Annotated in this window: 26 protein-coding genes; 16 read left to right on the top strand and 10 right to left on the bottom strand. The window is 59.7% G+C overall.

Annotated features, from left to right (window positions below; genetic code table 11):
- Positions 1-190: 190 nt before the first annotated feature.
- From C934_RS0114605 to C934_RS0114630, 5 genes are all read left to right on the top strand, one after another.
- Positions 191-2068 (top strand): ABCB family ABC transporter ATP-binding protein/permease, encoded by a 1878-nt coding sequence (locus C934_RS0114605; RefSeq protein WP_018857403.1) that lies wholly within the window; start codon positions 191-193, stop codon positions 2066-2068.
- 241 nt (positions 2069-2309) lie between these two features.
- Positions 2310-3008, top strand: a complete 699-nt coding sequence (locus C934_RS0114610; RefSeq protein WP_018857404.1) for a phosphatidylserine decarboxylase — start codon at positions 2310-2312, stop codon at positions 3006-3008.
- A gap of 13 nt (positions 3009-3021) precedes the next feature.
- Entirely contained in the window at positions 3022-3870 is an 849-nt protein-coding gene (gene pssA, locus C934_RS0114615; RefSeq protein WP_018857405.1) for a CDP-diacylglycerol--serine O-phosphatidyltransferase, read from the top strand.
- Between the two features lie 162 nt (positions 3871-4032).
- Entirely contained in the window at positions 4033-4173 is a 141-nt protein-coding gene (locus tag C934_RS35165) for a hypothetical protein (RefSeq protein ID WP_007531226.1), read from the top strand.
- A 153-nt stretch (positions 4174-4326) separates the two neighbouring features.
- Positions 4327-6099 (top strand): adenylate/guanylate cyclase domain-containing protein, encoded by a 1773-nt coding sequence (locus C934_RS0114630; RefSeq protein WP_018857407.1) that lies wholly within the window; start codon positions 4327-4329, stop codon positions 6097-6099.
- On the opposite strand, the gene C934_RS0114635 is transcribed toward C934_RS0114630, so the two are convergent.
- From C934_RS0114635 to C934_RS0114645, 3 genes are read right to left on the bottom strand one after another with little or no spacing between them, the layout of a single operon-like run.
- Positions 6096-6719 carry a LysE/ArgO family amino acid transporter gene (locus C934_RS0114635; RefSeq protein WP_018857408.1) on the bottom strand — a complete coding sequence of 208 codons (624 nt, stop codon included), beginning with the start codon at positions 6717-6719 and terminating at the stop codon, positions 6096-6098. The genes C934_RS0114630 and C934_RS0114635 overlap by 4 nt on opposite strands.
- A 38-nt stretch (positions 6720-6757) precedes the next feature.
- Positions 6758-7522, bottom strand: a complete 765-nt coding sequence (locus C934_RS0114640; RefSeq protein WP_026371810.1) for an SOS response-associated peptidase — start codon at positions 7520-7522, stop codon at positions 6758-6760.
- Positions 7523-7568: 46 nt separating this feature from the next.
- Positions 7569-7889, bottom strand: coding sequence for a YnfA family protein (locus C934_RS0114645; protein WP_018857410.1), 321 nt, complete (start codon positions 7887-7889; stop codon positions 7569-7571).
- An 88-nt stretch (positions 7890-7977) separates the two neighbouring features.
- Between C934_RS0114645 and C934_RS0114650 the strand changes: the two genes are divergently transcribed.
- The 8 genes from C934_RS0114650 (at position 7978) to C934_RS0114685 (ending at position 12651) form a co-directional block, all read left to right on the top strand.
- Positions 7978-8397, top strand: a complete 420-nt coding sequence (locus C934_RS0114650) for an NUDIX hydrolase (RefSeq protein WP_018857411.1) — start codon at positions 7978-7980, stop codon at positions 8395-8397.
- Positions 8398-8457: 60 nt separating this feature from the next.
- Positions 8458-8889, top strand: coding sequence for a TIGR02301 family protein (locus tag C934_RS0114655; protein WP_026371811.1), 432 nt, complete (start codon positions 8458-8460; stop codon positions 8887-8889).
- A gap of 100 nt (positions 8890-8989) precedes the next feature.
- Complete coding sequence (locus C934_RS0114660; RefSeq protein WP_018857413.1) at positions 8990-9247, top strand: hypothetical protein; 258 nt, start codon at positions 8990-8992, stop codon at positions 9245-9247.
- A gap of 17 nt (positions 9248-9264) precedes the next feature.
- Positions 9265-10011: a hypothetical protein gene (locus tag C934_RS0114665; protein ID WP_018857414.1), complete on the top strand. Its 747-nt coding sequence runs from the start codon at positions 9265-9267 to the stop codon at positions 10009-10011.
- Positions 10012-10072: 61 nt separating this feature from the next.
- A complete protein-coding gene (gene ygfZ, locus C934_RS0114670) occupies positions 10073-10906 on the top strand; it encodes a CAF17-like 4Fe-4S cluster assembly/insertion protein YgfZ (RefSeq protein ID WP_018857415.1) in 834 nt (277 codons plus the stop codon).
- Complete coding sequence (locus tag C934_RS0114675; RefSeq protein ID WP_018857416.1) at positions 10903-11508, top strand: YfbR-like 5'-deoxynucleotidase; 606 nt, start codon at positions 10903-10905, stop codon at positions 11506-11508. Before ygfZ ends, C934_RS0114675 begins: the two co-directional genes overlap by 4 nt.
- The gene (locus tag C934_RS0114680; RefSeq protein ID WP_018857417.1) at positions 11505-12041 is read left to right on the top strand and encodes a tyrosine phosphatase family protein; all 537 of its coding nucleotides are present in this window, start codon (positions 11505-11507) and stop codon (positions 12039-12041) included. Before C934_RS0114675 ends, C934_RS0114680 begins: the two co-directional genes overlap by 4 nt.
- Before the next feature lie 34 nt (positions 12042-12075).
- Entirely contained in the window at positions 12076-12651 is a 576-nt protein-coding gene (locus tag C934_RS0114685) for a hypothetical protein (RefSeq protein ID WP_018857418.1), read from the top strand.
- A gap of 13 nt (positions 12652-12664) precedes the next feature.
- Here the strand turns inward: C934_RS0114685 and C934_RS0114690 are convergent, their stop codons facing one another.
- The gene (locus tag C934_RS0114690; protein WP_018857419.1) at positions 12665-13180 is read right to left on the bottom strand and encodes a superoxide dismutase family protein; all 516 of its coding nucleotides are present in this window, start codon (positions 13178-13180) and stop codon (positions 12665-12667) included.
- A gap of 117 nt (positions 13181-13297) precedes the next feature.
- The gene (locus tag C934_RS0114695; protein WP_018857420.1) at positions 13298-13615 is read right to left on the bottom strand and encodes a hypothetical protein; all 318 of its coding nucleotides are present in this window, start codon (positions 13613-13615) and stop codon (positions 13298-13300) included.
- Between the two features lie 454 nt (positions 13616-14069).
- Between C934_RS0114695 and C934_RS0114700 the strand changes: the two genes are divergently transcribed.
- The 3 genes from C934_RS0114700 to C934_RS0114710 all read left to right on the top strand — a co-directional run bounded on the left by C934_RS0114700 (position 14070) and on the right by C934_RS0114710 (position 17519).
- Positions 14070-15941 (top strand): putative bifunctional diguanylate cyclase/phosphodiesterase, encoded by a 1872-nt coding sequence (locus C934_RS0114700; protein ID WP_018857421.1) that lies wholly within the window; start codon positions 14070-14072, stop codon positions 15939-15941.
- Between the two features lie 69 nt (positions 15942-16010).
- Positions 16011-16655, top strand: coding sequence for an HD domain-containing protein (locus tag C934_RS0114705; RefSeq protein ID WP_018857422.1), 645 nt, complete (start codon positions 16011-16013; stop codon positions 16653-16655).
- A gap of 9 nt (positions 16656-16664) precedes the next feature.
- Entirely contained in the window at positions 16665-17519 is an 855-nt protein-coding gene (locus C934_RS0114710) for an MOSC domain-containing protein (protein WP_018857423.1), read from the top strand.
- Here the strand turns inward: C934_RS0114710 and C934_RS0114715 are convergent.
- From C934_RS0114715 to era, 5 genes are all read right to left on the bottom strand, one after another.
- A complete protein-coding gene (locus tag C934_RS0114715; RefSeq protein WP_018857424.1) occupies positions 17516-18517 on the bottom strand; it encodes an aldo/keto reductase in 1002 nt (333 codons plus the stop codon). The genes C934_RS0114710 and C934_RS0114715 overlap by 4 nt on opposite strands.
- Before the next feature lie 106 nt (positions 18518-18623).
- Positions 18624-19382, bottom strand: coding sequence for a DNA repair protein RecO (gene recO / locus C934_RS0114720; protein ID WP_018857425.1), 759 nt, complete (start codon positions 19380-19382; stop codon positions 18624-18626).
- Between the two features lie 67 nt (positions 19383-19449).
- A complete protein-coding gene (locus C934_RS0114725; RefSeq protein WP_018857426.1) occupies positions 19450-19812 on the bottom strand; it encodes a response regulator in 363 nt (120 codons plus the stop codon).
- A 231-nt stretch (positions 19813-20043) separates the two neighbouring features.
- On the bottom strand, positions 20044-20796 hold the full coding sequence (locus C934_RS0114730) for a Crp/Fnr family transcriptional regulator (protein WP_018857427.1): 753 nt from the start codon (positions 20794-20796) through the stop codon (positions 20044-20046).
- A 133-nt stretch (positions 20797-20929) separates the two neighbouring features.
- Positions 20930-21868 (bottom strand): GTPase Era, encoded by a 939-nt coding sequence (gene era / locus C934_RS0114735; protein WP_018857428.1) that lies wholly within the window; start codon positions 21866-21868, stop codon positions 20930-20932.

A 21868-nucleotide genomic window follows, 5' to 3' on the forward strand; every position in this document is an offset into this window, starting at 1 on the left:
TGATAGAGCGGCCGGACGGATATCACGTCCGGCCGCTCTTTTCCTGCGGCACCCATTTGTTGTATTGGTCCCGCCAACCCCTGTGTGGCGGTGACGACGATCATGTCCGGCGAGCCCCTTTCGGCATTTCCGCGGCTCCCAAATTTGTCGGCAACGCAGCGCCATCAGCGCCTTTCGGCGGGAGATTCGCATGGCAAACGACAAGACAGTCTCTGATTCCAACCTCCTGCGGACGCTGTTCAATCTGTGGCCCTACATGTGGCCAACAGGTCGCCCGGATCTCAAGATGCGGGTCGTCTGGGCTTCGGTTTACCTCCTCGTTTCCAAGTTCGTACTGCTGCTCGTCCCCTATTTCTTCAAGTGGTCGACCGATGCGCTGAACGGGAAGATGGACCTCGCCGGCAAGCTGCCGGACCTGCTTGTCGGCGCGACGGCGTTGGTCATTGCCTACAACCTCACCCGCCTCATCCAGCTCGGTCTGAACCAGTTGCGCGACGCGCTCTTTGCCAGCGTCGGGCAGCATGCTGTCCGGCAATTGGCCTACAAGACCTTCGTGCACATGCATGAACTGTCGTTGCGCTTTCATCTCGAACGCAAGACGGGTGGACTTTCGCGTGTCATCGAGCGTGGCACCAAAGGGATCGAGACCATCGTGCGGTTTACGATCCTCAACTCCGTGCCGACGCTGATCGAATTTTTGCTGACGGCCATCATCTTCTGGTGGGGCTACGGCTTTTCCTATCTCGCCGTCACCGCGTTCACCGTCTGGGCCTATATCTGGTTCACGATCCGCGCCAGCGACTGGCGCATCGCGATCCGCCGGGCGATGAACGACAGCGATACCGACGCCAATACCAAGGCTATCGACTCCCTCCTCAACTTCGAGACGGTCAAGTATTTCGGCAACGAGGAGATGGAGGCCCGGCGCTTCGACAGGTCGATGGAACGCTACGAGAAGGCGGCCACGGATGTCTGGACCTCGCTCGGCTGGCTCAACTTCGGCCAGGGCGTGATTTTTGGCCTGGGCACGACGGTGATGCTCATCCTGTCGGCCCTTGCCGTCCAACGTGGCGAGCAGACGGTCGGCGACTTCGTCTTCGTCAACGCCATGCTGCTGCAGCTTTCCGTTCCCTTGAACTTCATCGGCTTTGTCTATCGTGAAATTCGCCAGGGGTTGACGGATATCGAGCAGATGTTCGATCTCCTCGAAGTCAAGGCTGAAGTGATGGATGCGCCCGAGGCGGCGCCTTTGGATATCAGGCAAGGTGCCATCTCCTTCAAGGATGTGCACTTTTCCTATGACCCTGCCCGTCCGATCCTAAAAGGTATCTCCTTCGAAGTGCCTGCGGGCAAGACGGTCGCCGTGGTTGGTCCGTCGGGCGCCGGTAAATCGACCTTGTCGCGCTTGCTCTATCGTTTCTATGACATTCAAAGCGGTTCGGTCTCGGTCGATGGCCAGGACATCCGGACAGTGACCCAGAAGAGCCTGCGATCGGTCATCGGGATGGTCCCGCAAGACACCGTCCTTTTCAACGATACGGTTGCCTACAACATCCGCTACGGGCGTCCATCGGCTACTGATGCAGAGGTCAAGGCAGCAGCCGAGATCGCCCAGATCGCTCACTTCATCGATCTGTTGCCCGAGGGCTTTGATACCAAGGTTGGCGAGCGTGGCCTGAAACTCTCCGGCGGTGAGAAACAGCGCGTTGCGATCGCCCGAACGGTCCTAAAGGCGCCGCCGATTCTGATCCTCGACGAGGCAACGTCGGCCCTCGACACCACCACCGAGCGCGATATCCAGACCGCACTCGATGTCGTATCCAAGAACCGCACAACGCTCGTCATCGCCCACCGGCTGTCAACGGTTATCGGCGCAGACGAAATCATCGTTCTGAAAAGCGGCGAGATTGCTGAACGCGGCACCCACACCGCACTTCTCCAGAAAAATGGCCTATATGCCTCGATGTGGAACCGCCAGCGCGAGGCCACGCAGGCCGAAGAGCATCTGAAGCAGGTCCGCGAGAGCGATGACATGGGGGTTGTGAACAGGCTTGCTCCGGCGAGCTAGCCTGAATGGACGGCATTTGAGCTGCTTTGCTGTTCAGAAGCCCGTCATAGATGTGTGGTCAAGGAGCCGCAGCATTGCCCCAGCTGCGGTTTCCCTGTAACCAGCGATGAGAAAAGAGCGTCAAAGCACAACGCGATCTTTCAGATTCGCTTGTTGCGCTTTAGTTCTTTGTTTTCACGCATGTCTTTGGCCCGAAACCGGTTGCCGCTTTCGGGAGACATGCTTTAGGAGCGCGGCATAAATGAGCTTGTTCAATACGGTACGCAACACGATCGTTCCGGTGCACAAGGAAGGTTATCCCTTCATCGCCGCCTTCCTCGTCGCCTCGCTCATTCTGGGCTGGATCTTCAAGCCGCTGTTCTGGATCGGGCTCATCCTGACGCTGTGGTGCGCCTATTTCTTCCGTGATCCCGAGAGAATGACGCCGCAGGATGACGATCTCGTCATCTCGCCGGCCGATGGCAAAGTGTCGTCGGTCCAGATGGTCGTACCGCCCGCCGAACTGAATCTCGGCAGCGAGCCGATGCTGCGCATCTCGGTGTTCATGAACGTCTTCAACTGCCATGTGAACCGCTCCCCGGTGCGCGGGCGGATCGTCAGCGTCAACTACCGGTCGGGCAGCTTCGTGAATGCCGAACTCGACAAGGCAAGCGAAGACAACGAACGCAACGGTCTTGTCATCGAAACCTCGCACGGCCAGATCGGGGTCGTTCAGATCGCCGGCCTCGTTGCTCGGCGTATCCTTTGCTGGGCCAATACCGGCGAGCCTCTGGATGCCGGCGAACGCTTCGGCCTGATTCGCTTCGGTTCGCGCCTTGATGTATTTCTCCCGGCCGGCGCAGCGCCCCGGGTGACGCTCGGCCAGACGGCAATTGCCGGAGAAACCGTGCTGGCCGAATTCGGCTCCACCAAGGGCCCGGTCGTCAGCCGTCGAAGCTAGACTGGAGCGCGACATGGAAACGCCCTTCCCGCCTTTCGAGCCCAACGGTCCGCCTGACGATTCGGGCCGCGGACCACGGCTTCGCGAGATCCCGCTTCGCCTTATCATTCCCAATCTCATCACGATCCTGGCGATCTGTGCCGGCCTCACCGGCATCCGCCTTGCATTCGAGAACCGGTACGAGCTTGCGGTCGGCATGGTGCTTCTCGCCGCATTCCTCGATGGGATCGACGGCCGCGTTGCCCGCCTGATGAAGGCGACGTCGAAGTTCGGCGCGCAGATGGATTCGCTGGCTGATATCGTGAATTTCGGCGTCGCGCCCGCGCTTGTCGTCTATGTCTTTGCACTGGATCAGGCCCGCTCCATCGGCTGGATCGCCGCCCTGATCTACTCCATTGCGGCGGGCCTTCGTCTGGCTCGCTTCAACGTCATGGCCGAGCGCGAGAACAAGGCAACCTGGCAGTCGGAATATTTCGTCGGCGTGCCCGCGCCAGCCGGCGCGATGCTGGTGCTGCTGCCCGTCTATCTCGGCTTCCTTGGGCTGACGACCGATCGCACTTTCGCTTATTTTTCATCCGTTTATACGGTTCTGATCGCGTTCCTGCTCATTAGCCGCCTTCCTGTCTGGTCGGGCAAGTCCGAGGGCAGCAGGCTGCGGCGTGATCTGGTGCTGCCGGTCATGCTCGGGGTCGTTCTCTACGTGGCGCTACTGTCGAGCTTCACATGGGAAGTCATGGTCGTGACCGCCGTCATCTACCTGCTGACGCTGCCGTTCGGCGCGCGCAAGTGGAAGCGGAAATACGGCACGCTGACCATCGAGGAACCGGGTGTCGGCGAGGACGATATCGGCCGTCACATCTGACATTTTTCAACTCTCCTTTGCCGAAGAATGCCTGACTCAAGCCTCGCGAAATATGCATCGGATACACAATTCCTGATAAGCGGCGCCTCGATTTTGTCGCTATTACACGCAAAAGAGTAATAAATATAAGAGTCTAGGGACAGCACACGTGAGGAGAGTATTGTGACCCCGAAGAAGACAAGCGTCGAACAGCCGGCGAAGTCCGACCTCAGCGCCAACTACCGCCCGCTCGGCCTGAAGGCCGTTCTTGCGGCCGCCCTGATGCTCAAGAGCAAGCCACCGCTCGTCAAGAAGATTGCCTAGGGCGAGGCAAATGCCGCGCTGTCGATGGGACCGACAGCGCCAAGATCAGGCTCTTGCCTCCATGCTTCATTGAAAATCCAACGCGCGTCCTTATCCCGCGCGACGTGGTTGAACCGAACTGCTAGGATGTCCATAGGCCAGTTCGGAGGCGATATGATCGACGTCCAGACAAATCGCAAGCTCAGTGCGATCCTTGTCGCTGATGTCGTTGGCTATTCGCGGATGATGGCAAAGGATGAGGCAGGCACGCTTGCCGCGTTGAAGCATTACCGGCTGTCTGTCTTCAATCCTGAGGTCGAGAATCACAACGGCCGCGTCATCAAGCTTGTTGGCGACGGCGCTCTCGTCGAGTTTGGCAGCGCCGTTGATGCGGTCAAGTTCGCGCTTTCGGTGCAACGCACCGCCGCCGCTTCGGGCAACGTCGCCTCCCATCCAGGAATCACGTTGCGCATCGGGATCAATCTCGGCGATGTCGTTATCGATGGTGACGATATTTATGGTGACGGCGTAAACATTGCCGCGCGTCTGGAACCGCTGGCGGAACCCGGCGGTGTCTGCATCGCATCGAGCGTCAGGGAGAACATCGTAGGCCGCGTCGACGCGGAATTCGAGGACGGTGGCGACGTCCAACTCAGGAACATCGATCGGCCAGTCCGGATCTGGAAATGGCAGCCGGACGCTCACCCAAGCCCTACCAGTGCTCTCTTGCAAAAGGCAAAAGACAACCTCCGGCCGTCGCTGGCCGTGCTTCCCTTCCAGAATATGAGCGGCGATGTCCAGCAGGAGTATTTCGCCGATGGCGTTGTCGAAGACATGATCACGGCGCTCAGTCGTTTCCGCTCCTTCGCGGTGATCGCCCGCAACTCCTCCTTTATCTACAAGGGCCGCGCGATCGATGTGCGCCAGGTCGCTCGCGAGCTTGGCGTACGCTACGTGCTGGAAGGCAGCGTGCGGCGCGCCGGTAACCGCTTGCGCATTACCGCACAGCTCGTCGAAGGCGCGACCGGTGCGCACCTGTGGGCAGAGCACTACGATGGCTCTGCGGAAGAAATTTTTGATTTCCAGGATCGCATCACTGAGAGCGTCGTCTCGATTGTTGAGCCCCAGATCAAGTCTGCCGAGATCGCGCTTTCCCGAAGGGAGCGGCCAGAGAGCATTGAAGCCTATGATTTCTACCTTCAGACCATGGGAAGCTTCTACTCCGACATGCCAGAGCGGAACGACGCCTCCCTCGCCCTGATCAACAAGGCAATCGCCCTCGAGCCTAACAACGCGACCTATCTTGCGACGGCAGTCGGGTTGCTTATGCAACGCGGCACTCTGGGCTGGAAGCTGCCGGGGGTCGAGGATCAGCGAGCACTCTGCGAGAACTACATCGAGCGGGCGCTTGTGCATGGCCACGGCGACGCGTCCGTCGTGGGGATCTGCGGCAATACTCTGATGCAGTACCTGAAGCAGTACGATCGAGGTTTCGAGTTGGTCTGCCAGGCCGTTGCCTTCAACCCCAACAACCTCGACGTCGTCAATTATGCGGGCGTCGCGAACCTCCATTGCGGCAGTCTCGATGAGGCCGTCACATATTTCCTGCGCGCCGAACGACTGAGTCCAAACAGCCGTGGTGCTCATTGGAACCTTACCGGGCTGGCTCATGTCGAAATGGTCCGCGGGAACTATGAAGAGGCTCTGGCCTGGGGGCGCAAATCCATGGCGGCGAATGCCTATTACGGTCCGTGCTTCTGGATGATGATTGCGGCCAATGCAAAACTCGGACGCATGGACGAAGCGCGGCGGCACCTTGCGGGTCTGCTTGCATTCTCGCCCGGCGTCACAGTCGCCCGCATCCGCGCCGGCCAAGCCGCCAAGAACCCTAACCGGATCGAGCCGATCCTCGCAGGGTTGGCGCTCGCCGGCATGCCGGAAGCCTAGGCCGGGTGGAAGAAGCGGACCAGCAGACTGATCGCCAGCAGCCCCATGACAATGCCGATGATGACATCGAGAACCCGCCAGGCTGCGGGTTTTGCAAAAACCGGCTGCAACAGGCGAGCGCCGTAGCCTAGGCCGAAAAACCAGATGAACGACGCCGTCGCGGCACCGACACCGTAGGCGATGCGGTCTGCACCGCTGTAGGGCGCGGACAGGCTGCCAATCAGAACGACCATGTCCAGGTAGACGTGCGGGTTCAGAAAGGTAAAGGCTAGGCAAGACGCGACTGCAGCCTTCAGACCCAGTGTCTGCGGAGAACCCGCCTGCATCGAGCCGGGATGAAGAGCGCGACGGAATGCCAGAACGGCATACGAACCGAGAAAAATTGCCCCACCTAGCGTCACAGCCGAGAGGAGCGTCGGCGACTGGGCAACAAGCGTTCCCAGCCCGGCAACGCCGGCTGCGATCAGCACTGCATCCGATACGGCGCAGATCAGGCACAGGATGAAGACGTGTGAGCGCAGCAGGCCCTGGCGCAGAATGAACGCATTCTGTGCACCAATGGCGATAATGAGCGACGCACCAAGGAAGAAGCCGGAAAGCGCGGCAGAAATGGAGATCATGTGATTTTCCGGAAGAATTATGCGGTGGGATTATCAGATTAGAAGAAGCTGAGCTGGCCGTCATCCGGCTTTTTCTTTTCAGGCGGCGACGGCAGCTTATCAACAGCCACCTTGTCCTGGAGGTCGGACCCCACATTGGTCACTTTGTTGACCTTGTCGGAGACGGGGATCGCCTCGAAAAAATCTTCTTCGACCGGCTTCATCAAGTCGGCGACGTCCCGTGGCTCCTGTGTCTTGCAATCCAGCCAGCGCGAAAAGTCTTCCGGCTTGATGACGACGGGCATGCGGTCATGGATCGGAGCGATGGCGGCATTTGCCGCGGTCGTCAGGATCGCACCGGTGTCGACTTCCGAACCGTCTGCGGACGACCATGTTTCCATCAGGCCGGCGAACGCCACAATGCCGCCGCGGCGCGGCCTGATCCAATAGGTCTGGGACTTCTCGCCCCTCTCCTTGCCGGGGCGATGCCATTCATAGAAGCCGGAGCCTGGCACGAGCACGCGCCGATGGCGCATCGCCGCACGAAACGACGCCTTGCCGATCGCCGTTTCGGCGCGGGCATTGATCAACAGCGGAAATTGCTTGGGATCCTTCACCCATCCCGGCGTAAAGCCCCATCGTACGAGCACCGCGCGCCGCTCCGGGAGGTTGCTGCCCTTCTCCCGCGTTTCATCCGAAACGACGACGAGGATGGGCTGGGTCGGCGCAATGTTGTAACGCGCGGGAAAGTCCTCGAGATCCATGATCCCCAGAACTTCCTTCAATTCCTCCGGGGATATCGTCAGGGCATAACGTCCACACATTCGGATGTCTTTGCACTCCGTCCGGCGACGGTCAAGGCTAGCCGCCTCAGCCGCGCGGTGCGAGTAGGATGATTGCCGAGCCGCAAAGGCAGACGAGCGCGCCACCAATGTCCCAGCGGTCGGGCACACGGTTCTCGACGATCCACAGCCACATCAGAGAAGCCACGATATAGATGCCGCCATAGGCAGCGAAGGTGCGGCCGGCGGCCTCACTCGGCACGAAAGTGAGGAGCCATGCAAATAGCGCGAGGGACACCATACCGGGCGCCAGCCACCAGACGGGCTTTGCCATTCTCAGCCAGGCCCAGAAGGTGAAGCAGCCGGCAATCTCGAAAACAGCTGCTGCAGTATAAATGATATAAGTCACGAGAGCTCCATCGAATCGCCGCGTTCAATATCCGGCGGAACGATGGCGGCGCCAAGCACATCCCAACAGAGACCAACGCGGCAACCCCATGAGTTCCATTCCGAAGGCGGCCTCCTCCGCCATCCTCCTGCGCGGCAACCGGTTCCTCCTCGTGCTTCGGCGCAATCCGCCGGCCGCCGACATGTATGCGTTTCCGGGAGGACGGGCCGAACCGGGCGAAATGCCAGAGGAAACGGCGTTGCGCGAGTTGGAGGAGGAGACCGGCATAAAAGCTCGCAACCCTCACCTCTTCGCTACATACGATTTGAAGACGCACGCCCCTGACGGCGCGGTCGTCAACCACTTCTTTCTTTCCGTATTTCGGGTCGAGGCCGACGAGACGGCCATCGGCCTTTCGGCCGACGACGCCGCCGATATCGGCTGGTTCACCGTTGAGGAGATCCGCCGGTTACCCGTGCCTCAAAGCGTGCTTGAATGTGCCGAGCGCCTGGCGTCCGGCAGCGAATAAGCAGGTGGAAACTCAAGCAAGCGCCTTGTTCCCGTCACTGTCAGGGTATCAACTATCAACATGATTCCCGTTCGACGCGCGTTCCTGTTTCTTGCATTGTGCGCAAGCGCCGCCCTACCCGCCCCTGTATGGGCACAGGGTACGACGCCGCCAGTGTTGCCAGAGCAGAGTGCGCCAAAAGCGGTCACCGTGCCATACGACGAAAAGCTATCGCGGCTTGCCGAAGTGTTGGGCTCGGTTCACTACCTGAGGACTTTGTGCAAGGCGGAAAACAGTAGCGAGTGGCGAGGGCGCATGCAGCAATTGCTTGATTCAGAAGCCAAGGACGAGCCGCAGCGCAAGGAACAGCTGACCGCGGCTTTCAATCGCGGGTACCGCGCTTTCGCGTCTGTTTACACGGATTGCACGCAGGCAGCCATCGTGGCAGAAGAGCGATACCGTGCCGAAGGTGCAACACTCGCCACAGAAATAACATCAAGGTTCGGAAATTAACGGTTAATTAACCTCTTTTCACTGGCGGCCGTGTCGTTTTGGGAAAAGGCTGATAAGGTCGTTAACTAGGCAGTAAGGCATGCAGTTTGAGGAAATGACAATGGAACCAAGCCTCAATGACATCGACGACATGATCGTTCATGAGAAGACTCAGGCGGCTTTGGAGTACCATAACGAAGCCTGGGCTGATGGCATGGCAGACGGAATCGAACCCGAGATCATCGCCGATACAGCAATCATCCATGCGCTACGGGAAACCATTCGCCTCCATGGCGAGAACAGTGCCGAAGCGCTTCTGGATTCCTTGCGCGAGCGCATGCTTGCCGGCGAGTTTTCTCCGAACCGCACCCTGCAATAACGATCACAGAGAGTTTGATGCATTCCGCTAGGGACAATGCTTCGCGGCCCGCGATCGCGCCGCTTTTGCTTGCAATCGGCCTTAGCGCCAGTAGCTTTCTGACCGGGACTTCGGCCCTGGCACTCTCAGAGCTGCAGAAGACCCCAGGACAGGTTGAACAAAGCGCTCCTGGCCAAGGCGGCGACAAGCCAGCCCCCTCCCCAACCTCACCCGGCGTTCCGATGCCCGACCCGCTGGTCAATTCGCAGGCGGGCCAAAGCAACGACAAGACGCCCGGCGCCGAGGACAGCTCGAAGCCAGTCGAAGTCATCTACGATATCAGCAAGGTTCCCGAGCCCGTTCGAAAGATGCGTGAGCAGATCGTCGAGGCTGCCGCTTCCGGCGATCTCGAGCGGCTGCGCCCGCTGCTCGGCACCGGCGCCACTCAGACACAGGTGACGGTCGGAGAACCGACGGACGACCCCATCAGCGCGCTCAAGGATCTTTCGGGCGATCCGGAGGGCGATGAGATCCTGGCGATCCTGCTTGATGTCATTTCCACCGGCTTCGTTCATGTCGGCCAGGGCACACCGGACGAAATGTTTGTCTGGCCCTATTTCGCCGAGAAGGACCTGAAGGCTCTGACTCCCCCCGAGCGAGTGGAATTGCTGCGCATCGTTACGGCCGGCGACCTGTCCGACATGCAGGAGTTCGGCGGTTATAATTTCTATCGATTGGGCATCACCCCCGACGGCAAATGGAAGTACTTCACCGCCGGCGACTGAGGCTTGCGATCCCCTCACCGAGGACATACATCTGAGCGATAACGAACGCGACAGGTGCGCCATGCCAGCCGTATTTCTGAAGAACCGCTCGCTTATACGGGTGAGCGGGCCGGAGGCCCAATCCTTTCTGCAGAACCTGATCACGACCGATCTTGCCGCGCTCGCAGCGGATGAAGCACGGCCGGGCGCGCTGTTGACGCCGCAGGGCAAAATCCTGTTCGATTTCATGATCTGGCAGGACGGCGATGGGTTCATCATCGATACGGACGATGATCAGCGGGATGCGCTGCTTAAGCGACTGGGGATGTACAAGCTCAGAGCCGCCGTCGACCTTTCGCCTGCCGGCGAGGGCGTCACGGTTTCTTGGGACGGCGCAAATACGGGTCCAGCCGATAGCCGCTTTGCCAAAGCTGGCGTGGCGCTCGTCCGCCAGGCGGGGCAGCACGGTGCCAATGACCGCGAAATCTATGACGCATTGCGCATCGCGAGCGGCGTTGCCGTATCCGGGCAGGACTATGCGCTGCAGGATGCCTTCCCGCACGATGTCCTGATGGACTTCAACGGCGGCCTCTCCTTCAAGAAGGGCTGCTATGTCGGCCAGGAGGTCGTCTCGCGCATGCAGCATCGCGGCACGGCGCGCCGCCGTGTCGTCACCGTGAAAGCCGAGACGGCGCTGCCGCCCTCCGGGACGGAGATCACCGCCGGGGGCAAGCCGGTCGGCACGCTCGGATCGGTCGTCGGAAAAGGCGGCCTCGCGATCGTTCGCATCGACCGTGCCGGTGAGGCCATTGCGACAGCGACGCCTCTATTGGCAGGCGAGACGGCCGTCATTCTCGAACTACCCGCCTGGACAGGGTTGACGTTCCCGTCGACGGCGGACGAGGCCAGCGCGTGACGACAAAGGCGCCGCGCGCGTGGCAGCGCATGCTCTCGGGCCGCCGGCTTGATCTGCTCGACCCCTCTCCTCTCGACGTCGAGGTGAGCGATATTGCGCATGGGCTTGCGCGCGTTGCCCGCTGGAACGGGCAGACCTCGGGAGATCACGCCTTCTCCGTCGCCCAGCATTGCCTTGTCGTGGAGGATATTTTCCGCCACCTCAACGAGGCGACAGCCGATCAGCGCCTGATGGCGCTGCTGCATGATGCGCCGGAGTATGTCATCGGCGACATGATCTCGCCGTTCAAGTCGGTCGTCGGCGGCGGATACAAGGCCGTCGAAAAGCGGTTGGAAGCGGCCGTCCACATTCGGTTTGGCCTGCCGCCCCACCCTACGCGCGAACTCAAGGAGAAGATCAAGAAGGCTGACACCATCGCTGCGTATTTCGAGGCAACTCAGCTTGCCGGGTTTACGTCCATTGAGGCAAAGAAATTCTTCGGCCAGCCGCGCGGAATCACAAAAGACATGTTGCTGATGACGCCACTGCCGGCAGTCGAGGCGCAGCGCCTGTTTTGCGAGCGCTTCGAGACAATTGAGGCCATGCGGAGCAGCAAAGCATGACTGTCATCATTGTCGCTCCGCTTGCCCGGATCGCCGAAATGGCAGTCCGGCATGGCGCCCGTGAGATGATCAGCCTGATGGCGAAGGAACAGGCTTTCCACCGGCCTGCCGTGATTCAGGCGCACCGGCATCTTCTCCTCCATATGAACGACATCGCGTTCAAGGGAACCGGTAACCTTGTCGCGCCGGATGAAACGCATGCGCGGGAGATCATCGGTTTTGCCCGCGAGTGGGATCGCGCTGCGCCACTCTTGATCCACTGTTGGATGGGCGTCTCCCGGTCGCCGGCGGCGGCCTTGATTACCGCCCTTTCCGTGTCGCCGGAGCAGGAGGATGCGGCGCTCGTTCGCCGGCTGCGCACTGCATCGCCTTTTGCCACGCCGAATGCGCGGCTGATCCAGATCGGCGATGACCTGCTCGGCCGCGGAGGGCGGCTGGTCGATGCGGTTCGAACCATCGGCCGTGGCGCGGACGCGGATGGAAACGCACCTTTCACACTGGCTTTGGACGAGCCGACCGCTGGAACGTTTTGAGTCGATACCGGTTATCCCTCGAGGAGGTTGATCGATGTCGCTGCAGAACTATCGCGATACGTTTGTGCGATGCTTGGCTACACTCAGGAGCCTGACAAGCGCGCGCGACGAATATGCGTGGTTCCGGTGGCAAGCGATCTATCTCACACGTGATCGATTTTCCTACTTCTTTCGCGGCGATCTGGATGGTGTCAAAGTCCGCTTCCTCGGCCAACAGATAGATTTGACCACCGGCGCCACCAGCTCGGTTCCGATACGTTCGATTGCGCTGTACGGGGCAACATTCGGCCTGAATGAGGCAATCACTGCTTATCGCGGGCCTCAGAAGTCTGTTATCGACGTTGCGCATGCCTTCAGCGAAAACGGCGCTGCAGATTACCAGGCCGAGTTCTTCTATGTCAGGATGCGGCTGCTCTACTCGGCCGATGACAGCCGCACGGGTTTCGGCACCGATCCCAGACTGCGTGAAAACACGAATATCATATTCGTCGGGCTGGAAGATCACGCGACGGCCGACCTGCTCGAAACAAGTCGCGTCGGGCAATGGGTCGCGACGGATAGGCCGGTTGCATCAAGCGAGTGGTATGCGGAGCGATACTACTATCACTGACCGGAAAGACTGCCTACTTGATGACGCCGCAGGCAAGGCGCTCACCCGCATCGCCTGCAGGTTGGCTGCGATAGTCATCAGAATTGGCATGAACGATCAGCGCTCGGCCGCGGACGCCATCAGTCTTGCCGTCGAGTGTGACCATGCCGTCAAACACCTGCGCTCGCAGAACGCCATCCTGATCAACATACTGGTTGGGCATGTCGCCGGCATGGGGTCCCATTGCGGACAGCAGGCCGTGTTCGGCATTGGTCGGATTGAAGTGCTTTCCGGCTAACTCGTGATGGCCGGCTGCATCGCAACTGCCGGTCTCGTGGACATGGAATGCGACCCATTTGTTGGCAGGCAGCCCAGCCACTTCGGCTTCGATCAATACGCCCCCAGTTGCCGCCGCCGTTAGCGTGGCCCGACCGCTTGCCTTTCCGTCACGCCCGATAAAGTCCGCCGTGGCCGTTTGCTTGTCCTGAGCCATCGCAGCGGAGGAAACGGCCAAGAGCGTCAGAGCCGCGAACGAGAGGATTGTTTTCATTGGAGCTTCCTTTGCATCGTCGTTTCCCAACGTGCGAGGCACGAAGCAGTTCCCAAAGCGGCGGCAACGAAAAAGCCGGCTCTGAGGCCGGCTTCGCAAATTCAGCGCACCACGTGATCAGGCGACAGTGTCGAGATCATACTGACCGTATGTGCTCTTATACAGATCGTAAGAGGCGTTCTGCTGGGACTGCGGATAGAAATTACGGCTACCCGTTTCACTTGCAGCCATCATGAAGGCAAGCACGCCATCCGAGAGCTTTGGTGCAAAGTCCTGAGCATTGCTCCCTTCTGAGCCCAACTGCTTCAGAATGCCCGGCTTGTCATCAGCCGCCCGCTCGCCACGGCTCAGCACGCCGTCGCCATTTGTGTCCAATCGTGACAGGGTCGCGAGATACGCATAGGATGTATCACTAACCGATGAAACTTGGCTCATACAAACCTCCATTCACCGCTGTTTCGGTGATGTTTGTACGCAATACGAAATGGGAAAATCTAAGACTAAACGGTCGTTAAACTGATTTGCGCACTGCGTCAATAAGCTGTTAACACGCCATTAACCATGATTGACAAAGTGTGATTTCAGCGCATCAGCCGCGCGCGGTCTGGGCTCAAATCGCCACATTTCCAGGCAGTTCGTGACCAGCAGTCAAATATAATGCCAGCAATATATTCGTTTGCGTTGCAATAGAATTTTAATGCGACCGATGGATTATCTTCGCCACGTCAGCATAGGGGCCGGTCGAATTTGAGATTGCCTAGACGATAATTTTGGATTGTTTCAGAAGGTCTTTTCATGTCTGGCGCGCCGCGTCGAAACTGCAGGCTGGCAGCACGCTCACAGGGCTCCGCTCACCCTCCCCTCGCTCCCGAAACAAAGATTGCCGAAAATGGACGCTGAAGCCCTTTTCCGGCAACAGTGCACGACCGCCCTCAATGAGGATGGCTCCGCCAACGCTGAGCGCCTGATGAATCTTGTCGTCGAGACATATCGACTGCAGGCAGGAAAGAAGCGCGCCGCGGAAGACCATTCTCACCTGCTGAGCGAAGAAAACACCACGCTTAAAGGCAGCCTCGTTGCCACGAAAGAAGATCTCGCGGAACAGCAACGCCTGTTCGGGATCGTTCTCGACAACCTGCCGCAAGGTCTGAGTGTCTTCGACGCTGAGCAGCGATTGATCGTCTGCAACGCTCGCTTCCGACAAGTTTTCGGCTTCAGCGTCGAAGCTGCCTCTCCCGGCGCCTCGCTGAAAACACTCATCTCGATGATCCGCGGCACCGAGCGGATCGAGAAAAAGGTCTCCCGTCTGCGCGCCGCCACCGAAGGTGGACACATCCGCCACCGCGAATGGATCATGGAAGACGGGCGCACCATCCAGAGCGTCATCACCGTCCTCCCCGATGGCAGCAACATTTCCATTCATGCGGACGTTACCGAAGACCGAAAGGCGGCCGAGCGCATAGCTTATCTCGCTCATCACGACCCGCTGACCGGACTGCCGAACCGCATCAGCCTCAGGGAGCGCATCGACGCCGCGTTGGCCGCCTGTAAGCCGGACGAGCAGATTGCCCTTGTGCACCTTAATCTTGACCGCTTCAAATCGATCAATAACACCCTCGGCGTTTTGGCCGGTGACAAGATCCTGCGGCAGGTGGCTGAGCGCATCCGCATGTCGGCAGGCGGTAATGTGCTGGCGCGCCTCGGCTCGGACGAATTCGCGATTCTTCAATCCGGACGGCAGCAGCCATGGAACGTCACGGCTCTGGCCGACCAGATTCGCCGCGAACTCTCGGAGCCGTTCTTTCGTGGAGACAAGGCCGTTGAACTCAGCGTGTCGATGGGGATCGCAATCAGTCCGCAGGACGGAATTGAAACGGACACCCTGCTGAAACACGCCGGCGTCGCACTGTCGCATGCCAAGTGCAGCGGTGGAAAGGGCGAGCGCTTCTTCACGGCCGAAATGGAAGCGCAGATCGAAGCACGGCATACACTGGAAGCGGATTTGCGCAAGGCGATCGAACGCGAGGAGTTCGAGCTTCACTATCAACCGCTCTATGACCTCGGCCAACAGAAGATCTGCGGTTTCGAGGCGCTTCTGCGATGGAACCACCCGACGCGCGGACGGGTGCCGCCCATGGAGTTCATTCCCCTTGCCGAGGAGGTTGGCCTCGTGGTCGATATCGGACGCTGGGTCATACGCCGCGCCTGCCGCGATGCCATGGATTGGCCAGAAGATATCAAGGTTGCGGTCAACGTATCGGCGATCCAGTTTACGAACAGTGATTTGCCGAGCGATGTCGCCGCGTCGCTGGCCGAAGCGGGGCTGCCAGCTAACCGTTTAGAAATCGAGATCACCGAAAGCGTGCTGATGGAAAACCTCGATGAGGCCCTGCCTGTACTGCACGCGCTCAAGCAGAGCGGCATCCGGATCGGCATGGACGACTTCGGCACCGGCTATTCGTCGCTGAGCTATCTCCGACGGTTCCCCTTCGACAAGATCAAGATCGACAAGTCGTTCGTCAACGGTATCGTTGAAGACAAAGAAGCCTTTGCGATCATGCGTGCCATCATCCTTCTCGGCGATGCGCTCGGCATGCGCGTGACCGTGGAAGGCGTCGAAACGGCCGAGCAGTTGGCCATGCTCCAGCGCGAAGCCTGCGATGAAATCCAGGGCTACCATATCAGCCCGCCACGGCCGGCCGTGGACGTACCTTACCTGTTGGCTTGGCCGCAGGCGCACCCGAGCGCCCGCGCCAGCTAGTACGCTCTTCGTTGCGACTCGTGGTTCCTGCGTTTATGGAAGGACACCCTCTTCCCACGCGGTGATCCCATGTTCCAGGCGAAGGCCTTCGCTCCATTTGAAAAGCTTGCCGCCGCGCTCGTACCGCATTCGTCGGAAGGCGATGACGGCTCGCATGACGTGGCGCATGTCTTGCGCGTTTTCAAGAACGCCATGCGCATTCAGGCTGTCGAGGGTGGCGATGCCAGGATCCTTGCGGCTTCCGTCCTCCTGCACGATTGCGTCGCCGTGGAGAAGAACTCCCCCATGCGCTCAAAGGCGTCCGCTTTGGCAGCAGCGAAGGCCTCGGCCGTTCTCGCGAAGCTTGGCTGGGCCAGTGACGACATCACCGCCGTTGCGCATGCGATTGTCGCGCATAGCTTTTCCGCCAATGTTACGCCCGAGACCCTGGAGGCAAGGATCTTGCAGGATGCCGATCGCCTGGATGCGATCGGCATGGTCGGCGCGGGACGCTGCTTCTACATTGGCGGCCGAATGTCCTCCGCGCTCTACGATCCGTTCGATCCGGCAGGCAGCAACCGCGAGCTTGACGACAAGCGCTATGTCATTGACCACTTCCAGACAAAATTGTTCAAACTCGCGGACGGCTTTCAGACGAAGGCCGGGCGGGCGCTCGCGGCCACACGCGACCAGCGCCTGCGCGACTTCCTTGCGGCTTTCATGGACGAAATCTAGGAGCACTTGATGCGTATTACAGGCCTTTTCATCTATCCGCTCAAAAGTGCTCGGGGTATCGCGCTGCAGTCCTCGGAGATCGATGCATTCGGGTTGCCGGGCGACCGGCGCGCCATGATCACCGATCGGGACGGACACTTCATCACCCAGCGGGAGTTGCCCGATCTCGCTCGCATCGCCGTGCAGGCGGGACCGTCGGGCCTCCATCTCACCATGGGCGACAAGAAGATTGACGCGCAGATTCGAACGGCCTCAAAACGGATGGACGTCTCGATCTGGAAGTCCATCGTCAATGCGGCGGTTGCCGATGATGCTGCGAATGCTGAACTTTCGGCCTGGCTCGGGCGAGAGGTGAGACTGGTGTTCTTCGATCAGGATGCCAAGCGTTCCGCCAGTGCGGAATGGGCCGGCGAAGGCACACCGGTCACATTCGCCGATGGCTACCAGATCCTTGTCACCACGACAGGCTCCCTGCGGGCACTGAATGCCGATCTCGAGGCGCACGGCGAAGGGCAAGTGGGCATGGAGCGGTTCCGGCCCAATATCAGCCTTGATACCGAGGAAGGTTGGCAGGAAGACCGGTGGGCTGCGATTGAGATCGGCGGCATTCGTTTCGATCTCGTCAAACCTTGCGCACGTTGCATCATGACCACCCAGGACCAATCGACCGGATCGCGCGACGTTCCTAGTCCGATGCCCGCCATGGGGCGCATTCGGATGTCTGCGGACCGGCGTGTACCCGGTCCGCTCTTCGGCTGGAATGTCACGCCTCGCGGGACCGGTCGGATTGCGGTCGGCGATACAGCCAAAGTCATCGAGGAGAGGCCCGAAGGCTGGGCCTTCAAGGTCCGCAACCGCGGCTAGGCGCGAAGCTGCGCGAGTGCCTCATCGATTTCATCCGTGATAGCCGGCGATAACGGGCCTTTGGCCAGCGCGCCGGCGTTTTCTTCAACCTGGGCAACGGTGCGAAAGCCCGGGATCGGCAGGGTTCGGGGCGAGCGCGCCCACAGCCACGCCAGGGCGCCTTGTGTGAGAGTTCGACCATCGGACTTCAGCAACTCGCGAACCGCTTCCAATCGCGCTGCAAATTCCGGCGCGATCCGGCCGTCCTTGAAGTAGACCATCCAGTCAAGGCTCGCGCCGCGAACATCCTTGTCACCGATTTTCGTGTCGGCGCGGAATTTTCCGCTGAGCAAGCCCATCGCGAGCGGCCCGCGGTTGATCGAAATCAGGCCATGCCGTTCGATCACCGAGATCATGTCAGGCACCGGCTCGAAGACGTTCATCGTGTGCTGGACGGAAACAAAACCAGGGCGGCCGGCATGTCGCGCGGCACGATCGGGATAATCCGTGCTCCAACCGAAGGCGTCGATCTTCCCCTCGTCGCGGAGCGTCTCAAGGATTTCGAAAACCTCGTCCGACTGTTCAAGCGGAAAGTCGTTCAGATGAAATTGAAGCAGATCGAGGCGATCCCGTTTCAACCTGCGCAGCGACGTCTCGGCCGAGCGGCGGATGAAGACAGCATCGGCGAAGGCGCCGGTTGCCTGCTTCGTATACGGATCGGTGGCAAAGCCGAACTTGGTCGCGATGACAATGTCGCTGCGACTACCGATCGCACGCCCGAGAACTTCCTCTGAATGCCCGGCCCCATAGTTCGAAGCCGTATCGAAGAAACGGATGCCGAGTTCGATCGCGCGATGAATGGCGGCGACGGACTCGTCGTCATCGACCTCGCCCCAGCCGAGCGGCGTGTCGCCGGCATAGAAGGGACCGCCGATCGCCCAGCAGCCCATACCCAACCGGGGTATTTCATAATCGTTCCAGAGATTTATCGTCGTCATCGCACCCGGTTTGGTCAGCATCGCATTCCTCCAATCGCTGGGCTGCATGCGATCGAAATAGGAAGATGCGTGAGACACGTAAAGCGCCTGATCCGAATGATGTTTTTCGCCAATGAAAAACGGTCGGTCAGGCGGACAATTCGTCCTGCGGTGCGGCCGCCTTGAGTGCTTTCAGAGCTGCCTGTACGAAGCCCTCGCGCGCAGCTGCCGCTTCCACGCCGCGCGGCTCATAGACATGGCGATGGAGAAAGAATGCCGTCAGGCGGAACGCGGCGCTGAGGCCGTCGATATCAGCCGCGCGGTTTTCCTCACTGTTCAGGAATGGTGGCAGGAGCAACATCTTGTCCGCCCAGGGAGCACCGGCAGTCCGGCTGACCGCCCTGCCCGACTTCGGCGACACATAAGCAAGGTCGGAACGACTGCCCGTCGCGGCGCACTCGGTCAAATCGAGACCAAAGCCGAGGTCGTTCAGAACGGCAAGCTCGAAACGGACGAAGAGCTCACCGGCATCCGCCGGATTGTGGAGATTGTCGAGGATGACTTCGAGCGCTTCGAAGAGATGCGGATGCGGATCGCGCTCCGGCAGCAAGCGCAGCAGTGCGCCCATCGCCTGCACGCCATAGACGGCAGTCGCCGTTTCCATCAGCCGCGCGGCCCGTAACGTCAATGGCTCTATACGGAATTCGCCAAGGTGCTCGTCTAGGCGCGCACGCCACGTAACCTCGACCTCGTTGCCGGGTTGAAGAACCGGTTGCATGGCACGAGACCGACCAGAGCGGACCATGCCAAGATGGCGTCCGCGCTCGCGCGTCATCACCTCGGCGATGACGCTGGTCTCGCCATGGCGCTTGACGCCCAAGATGATTGCCCGGTCATGCCACTGCATCGGAAGCGAACCCTAAACTTACGATTCGATCCTAACGCAAGACCGTTGCCCTGTCATAAAAAGGCATTCAGGCGCTGGCTGGGAACAGTTTCTGGAGGAAGTCGCGCATCGCCGATTCTCCAAACGGCTTGACGAGCAGCGGCACGTTCCGAAGGTCTTCGGGGAAGTCCTTTGTATCGGAATAACCGCTCACAAACCCAAAGGGGATGTTGCTGTTGGCCAGATGACGGGCAAAGTCGAAGCTCATGACTTCGCCAAGATTGACGTCCAGCAGCGCGAAATCGAAGGTCGCGGTCTTGGTCGCCTCCATCGCCTGTTCAAGGCTGCTGACGATTCCAATCGTTTCCACGCCCACCTGGCGGAGAATATCCTCCGCCTCCATCGCGATGATCAAACTGTCCTCGAGGACAAGAACACGGTTTGCCTTCATACCCAATACGCCCCTCGCTGAGTATCAACTAAGATGCTCGGCACCTGCATTTCCCGGATTTCAACCTCTGACGCCCCATGGCTCATTGGCGACGACTATATACCGCCTAGCTTGCATAGCCGCTTTTTCGTTTCGGGTCGATAAAAAGCAGGGCAGGAAGAAAGATGGCAGGGTGACCTTACGGTCGCGCCGCTCAGAAGGCATTTAAATAAGACATGTCGCTTACAGCTATTATATGAACGGACGGCCCCTCTCTCCAAGCCCCTCCCAACCGGCAGCGGCCTTGAGCCCCTCCCCATCAAGCACCTCGCAGGCACGCTCCTGCCAGCGGATGAGGTTGCGATTGGCGAGCTTTTTCAATGTCTTGTTTGTATGCACGATCGAAAGTCCCAATGTATCCGCAACGTGTTGCTGCGTGATTGGAATCGATGCGTGGCCGTTGAAGAGCTTCAGCTGCCTGCCGCGCTCGAACAGGAAAGCGATGAGATAGGCGGCGCGCTCGAGCGCTGTCCGGCGACCAATGCTCAATAGGTGTTCGTCAAGGATACGTTCTTCCTGGGCGGCAATCCAGGTGATGTCGAAGGCCAGGGACGAATGCTTGTTGTAGAGGGTCATCAGCTTGTCGCGCTCGAAAACGCAAAGCGATACAGGCGACAACGCCTCGACGGAGTGCTGCATCTCCCCCATAATCGTTCCCTGAAGACCGATCAGATCACCCGGCATCACGTAGTTCAGGATTTGCCGGCGTCCGTCCTCCAGCGTCTTGTAGCGAAAACCCCAGCCGGAAAGGACGGTGAACAGGTGAGCGCTGTGCGCACCCTCGACTATGATCGTGGCACCAGCATCCGCGGCCAGCTCGCCTCTCTTGAATTTCGAAACGAAGTCGAGTTCATCGGCGGTGAACTCCCGGAAGACCCGGTTGGCACGCAGCGGACAGTGCTCGCAGGGCGTTTTGAACGAGTGGGTGGGACGCGCGGTCGGCATACAGGCCCTTGTGCTCGAATGAAGGACGCTGCCGGAATTGGCGGCGCTTCCTACGAGAACACGCAAATGGCAAGGGTTGTTCCACCCGCGCGGGAATTTTTAACGCAGAAACAACGCGGTAGAAGCCGTCAACTTACGTCGGAAAATCCAGACCCATTTCGCGGAAGCGCTCGGGGTCATCGCCCCAATTTTCACGAACCTTCACGAACAGGAAGAGATGAACCGGCTGCTCGAGGATTTCGGAGAGCTCTCGTCGGGACGCCGACGAAATCGCCTTGATCGTTTCGCCACCCTTGCCGAGCGCGATCTTCTTCTGGCTATCCCGTTCGACGTAGATTACCTGCTCGATTCGAACCGAGCCGTCCTTGCGTTCTTCCCACTTTTCCGTCTCGACATGCGACGAATATGGAAGCTCCTGATGCAGACGCAGGAACAGCTTCTCGCGGGTGATCTCCGCAGCCAGCTGGCGCATCGGAAGGTCGGAGATCTGGTCTTCGGGATAGTACCAGGGGCCTTCTGGCAGCGTCTTTGCCAGATAATCCATGACGTCGTCACAGCCGGAGCCGTTCTCGGCCGAGATCATGAAGGTATGCGTGAAGTCGATCTTCTGGTTGGCCGCCGCCGCAAGCGCCAGCAGATCTTCGCGTTTGACCCGATCGATCTTGTTCAAGACGAGAATCTTTGGCTGATGCACCTCCTTGAGGCCCTCAAGAATGGCTTCCGCATCGCCGCGCAGACCACGTTCGCTGTCGATCAGCAGCATGATCAGGTCAGCATCCTTTGCGCCGCCCCAGGCTGATGTCACCATCGCGCGGTCGAGCCGCCGACGCGGCTTGAAAATGCCGGGCGTATCCATGAACACGACCTGCGCATTGTTGTGAATCGCGATGCCGCGCACGATGGCACGCGTCGTCTGCACCTTATGGCTGACAATCGAAACCTTGGCGCCGACGAGGCGATTGACCAGCGTGGACTTGCCGGCGTTGGTCGCTCCAATCAACGCGACAAAGCCTGACCGTGTGGCACCCGCAGTTTCAGGGGCGTCGTCCGCCATATCGTGTTCTTCCGTCAT

The organism is Rhizobium sp. 42MFCr.1 (genome assembly GCF_000377185.1).
Classification (GTDB): Bacteria; Pseudomonadota; Alphaproteobacteria; order Rhizobiales; family Rhizobiaceae; genus Rhizobium; species Rhizobium altiplani.

What these genes read in the sequence shown, in the direction of transcription:
- C934_RS0114610 (WP_018857404.1), top strand. Translation starts at nt 2,310, where the DNA reads ATGAGCTTGTTCAATACGGTACGCAACACGATCGTTCCGGTGCACAAG.
- C934_RS0114690 (WP_018857419.1), bottom strand. Translation starts at nt 13,180, where the DNA reads ATGAAAACAATCCTCTCGTTCGCGGCTCTGACGCTCTTGGCCGTTTCC.
- C934_RS0114715 (WP_018857424.1), bottom strand. Translation starts at nt 18,517, where the DNA reads ATGCTGACCAAACCGGGTGCGATGACGACGATAAATCTCTGGAACGAT.
- era (WP_018857428.1), bottom strand. Translation starts at nt 21,868, where the DNA reads ATGACGGAAGAACACGATATGGCGGACGACGCCCCTGAAACTGCGGGT.
- C934_RS0114710 (WP_018857423.1), top strand. Translation starts at nt 16,665, where the DNA reads ATGCGTATTACAGGCCTTTTCATCTATCCGCTCAAAAGTGCTCGGGGT.
- C934_RS0114730 (WP_018857427.1), bottom strand. Translation starts at nt 20,796, where the DNA reads ATGCCGACCGCGCGTCCCACCCACTCGTTCAAAACGCCCTGCGAGCAC.
- C934_RS0114605 (WP_018857403.1), top strand. Translation starts at nt 191, where the DNA reads ATGGCAAACGACAAGACAGTCTCTGATTCCAACCTCCTGCGGACGCTG.
- pssA (WP_018857405.1), top strand. Translation starts at nt 3,022, where the DNA reads ATGGAAACGCCCTTCCCGCCTTTCGAGCCCAACGGTCCGCCTGACGAT.
- C934_RS0114665 (WP_018857414.1), top strand. Translation starts at nt 9,265, where the DNA reads ATGCATTCCGCTAGGGACAATGCTTCGCGGCCCGCGATCGCGCCGCTT.
- C934_RS0114650 (WP_018857411.1), top strand. Translation starts at nt 7,978, where the DNA reads ATGAGTTCCATTCCGAAGGCGGCCTCCTCCGCCATCCTCCTGCGCGGC.
- recO (WP_018857425.1), bottom strand. Translation starts at nt 19,382, where the DNA reads ATGCAGTGGCATGACCGGGCAATCATCTTGGGCGTCAAGCGCCATGGC.
- C934_RS0114680 (WP_018857417.1), top strand. Translation starts at nt 11,505, where the DNA reads ATGACTGTCATCATTGTCGCTCCGCTTGCCCGGATCGCCGAAATGGCA.
- C934_RS0114695 (WP_018857420.1), bottom strand. Translation starts at nt 13,615, where the DNA reads ATGAGCCAAGTTTCATCGGTTAGTGATACATCCTATGCGTATCTCGCG.
- C934_RS0114700 (WP_018857421.1), top strand. Translation starts at nt 14,070, where the DNA reads ATGGACGCTGAAGCCCTTTTCCGGCAACAGTGCACGACCGCCCTCAAT.
- C934_RS0114655 (WP_026371811.1), top strand. Translation starts at nt 8,458, where the DNA reads ATGATTCCCGTTCGACGCGCGTTCCTGTTTCTTGCATTGTGCGCAAGC.
- C934_RS0114685 (WP_018857418.1), top strand. Translation starts at nt 12,076, where the DNA reads ATGTCGCTGCAGAACTATCGCGATACGTTTGTGCGATGCTTGGCTACA.
- C934_RS0114660 (WP_018857413.1), top strand. Translation starts at nt 8,990, where the DNA reads ATGGAACCAAGCCTCAATGACATCGACGACATGATCGTTCATGAGAAG.
- ygfZ (WP_018857415.1), top strand. Translation starts at nt 10,073, where the DNA reads ATGCCAGCCGTATTTCTGAAGAACCGCTCGCTTATACGGGTGAGCGGG.
- C934_RS0114705 (WP_018857422.1), top strand. Translation starts at nt 16,011, where the DNA reads ATGTTCCAGGCGAAGGCCTTCGCTCCATTTGAAAAGCTTGCCGCCGCG.
- C934_RS0114640 (WP_026371810.1), bottom strand. Translation starts at nt 7,522, where the DNA reads ATGTGTGGACGTTATGCCCTGACGATATCCCCGGAGGAATTGAAGGAA.
- C934_RS0114635 (WP_018857408.1), bottom strand. Translation starts at nt 6,719, where the DNA reads ATGATCTCCATTTCTGCCGCGCTTTCCGGCTTCTTCCTTGGTGCGTCG.
- C934_RS0114725 (WP_018857426.1), bottom strand. Translation starts at nt 19,812, where the DNA reads ATGAAGGCAAACCGTGTTCTTGTCCTCGAGGACAGTTTGATCATCGCG.
- C934_RS0114630 (WP_018857407.1), top strand. Translation starts at nt 4,327, where the DNA reads ATGATCGACGTCCAGACAAATCGCAAGCTCAGTGCGATCCTTGTCGCT.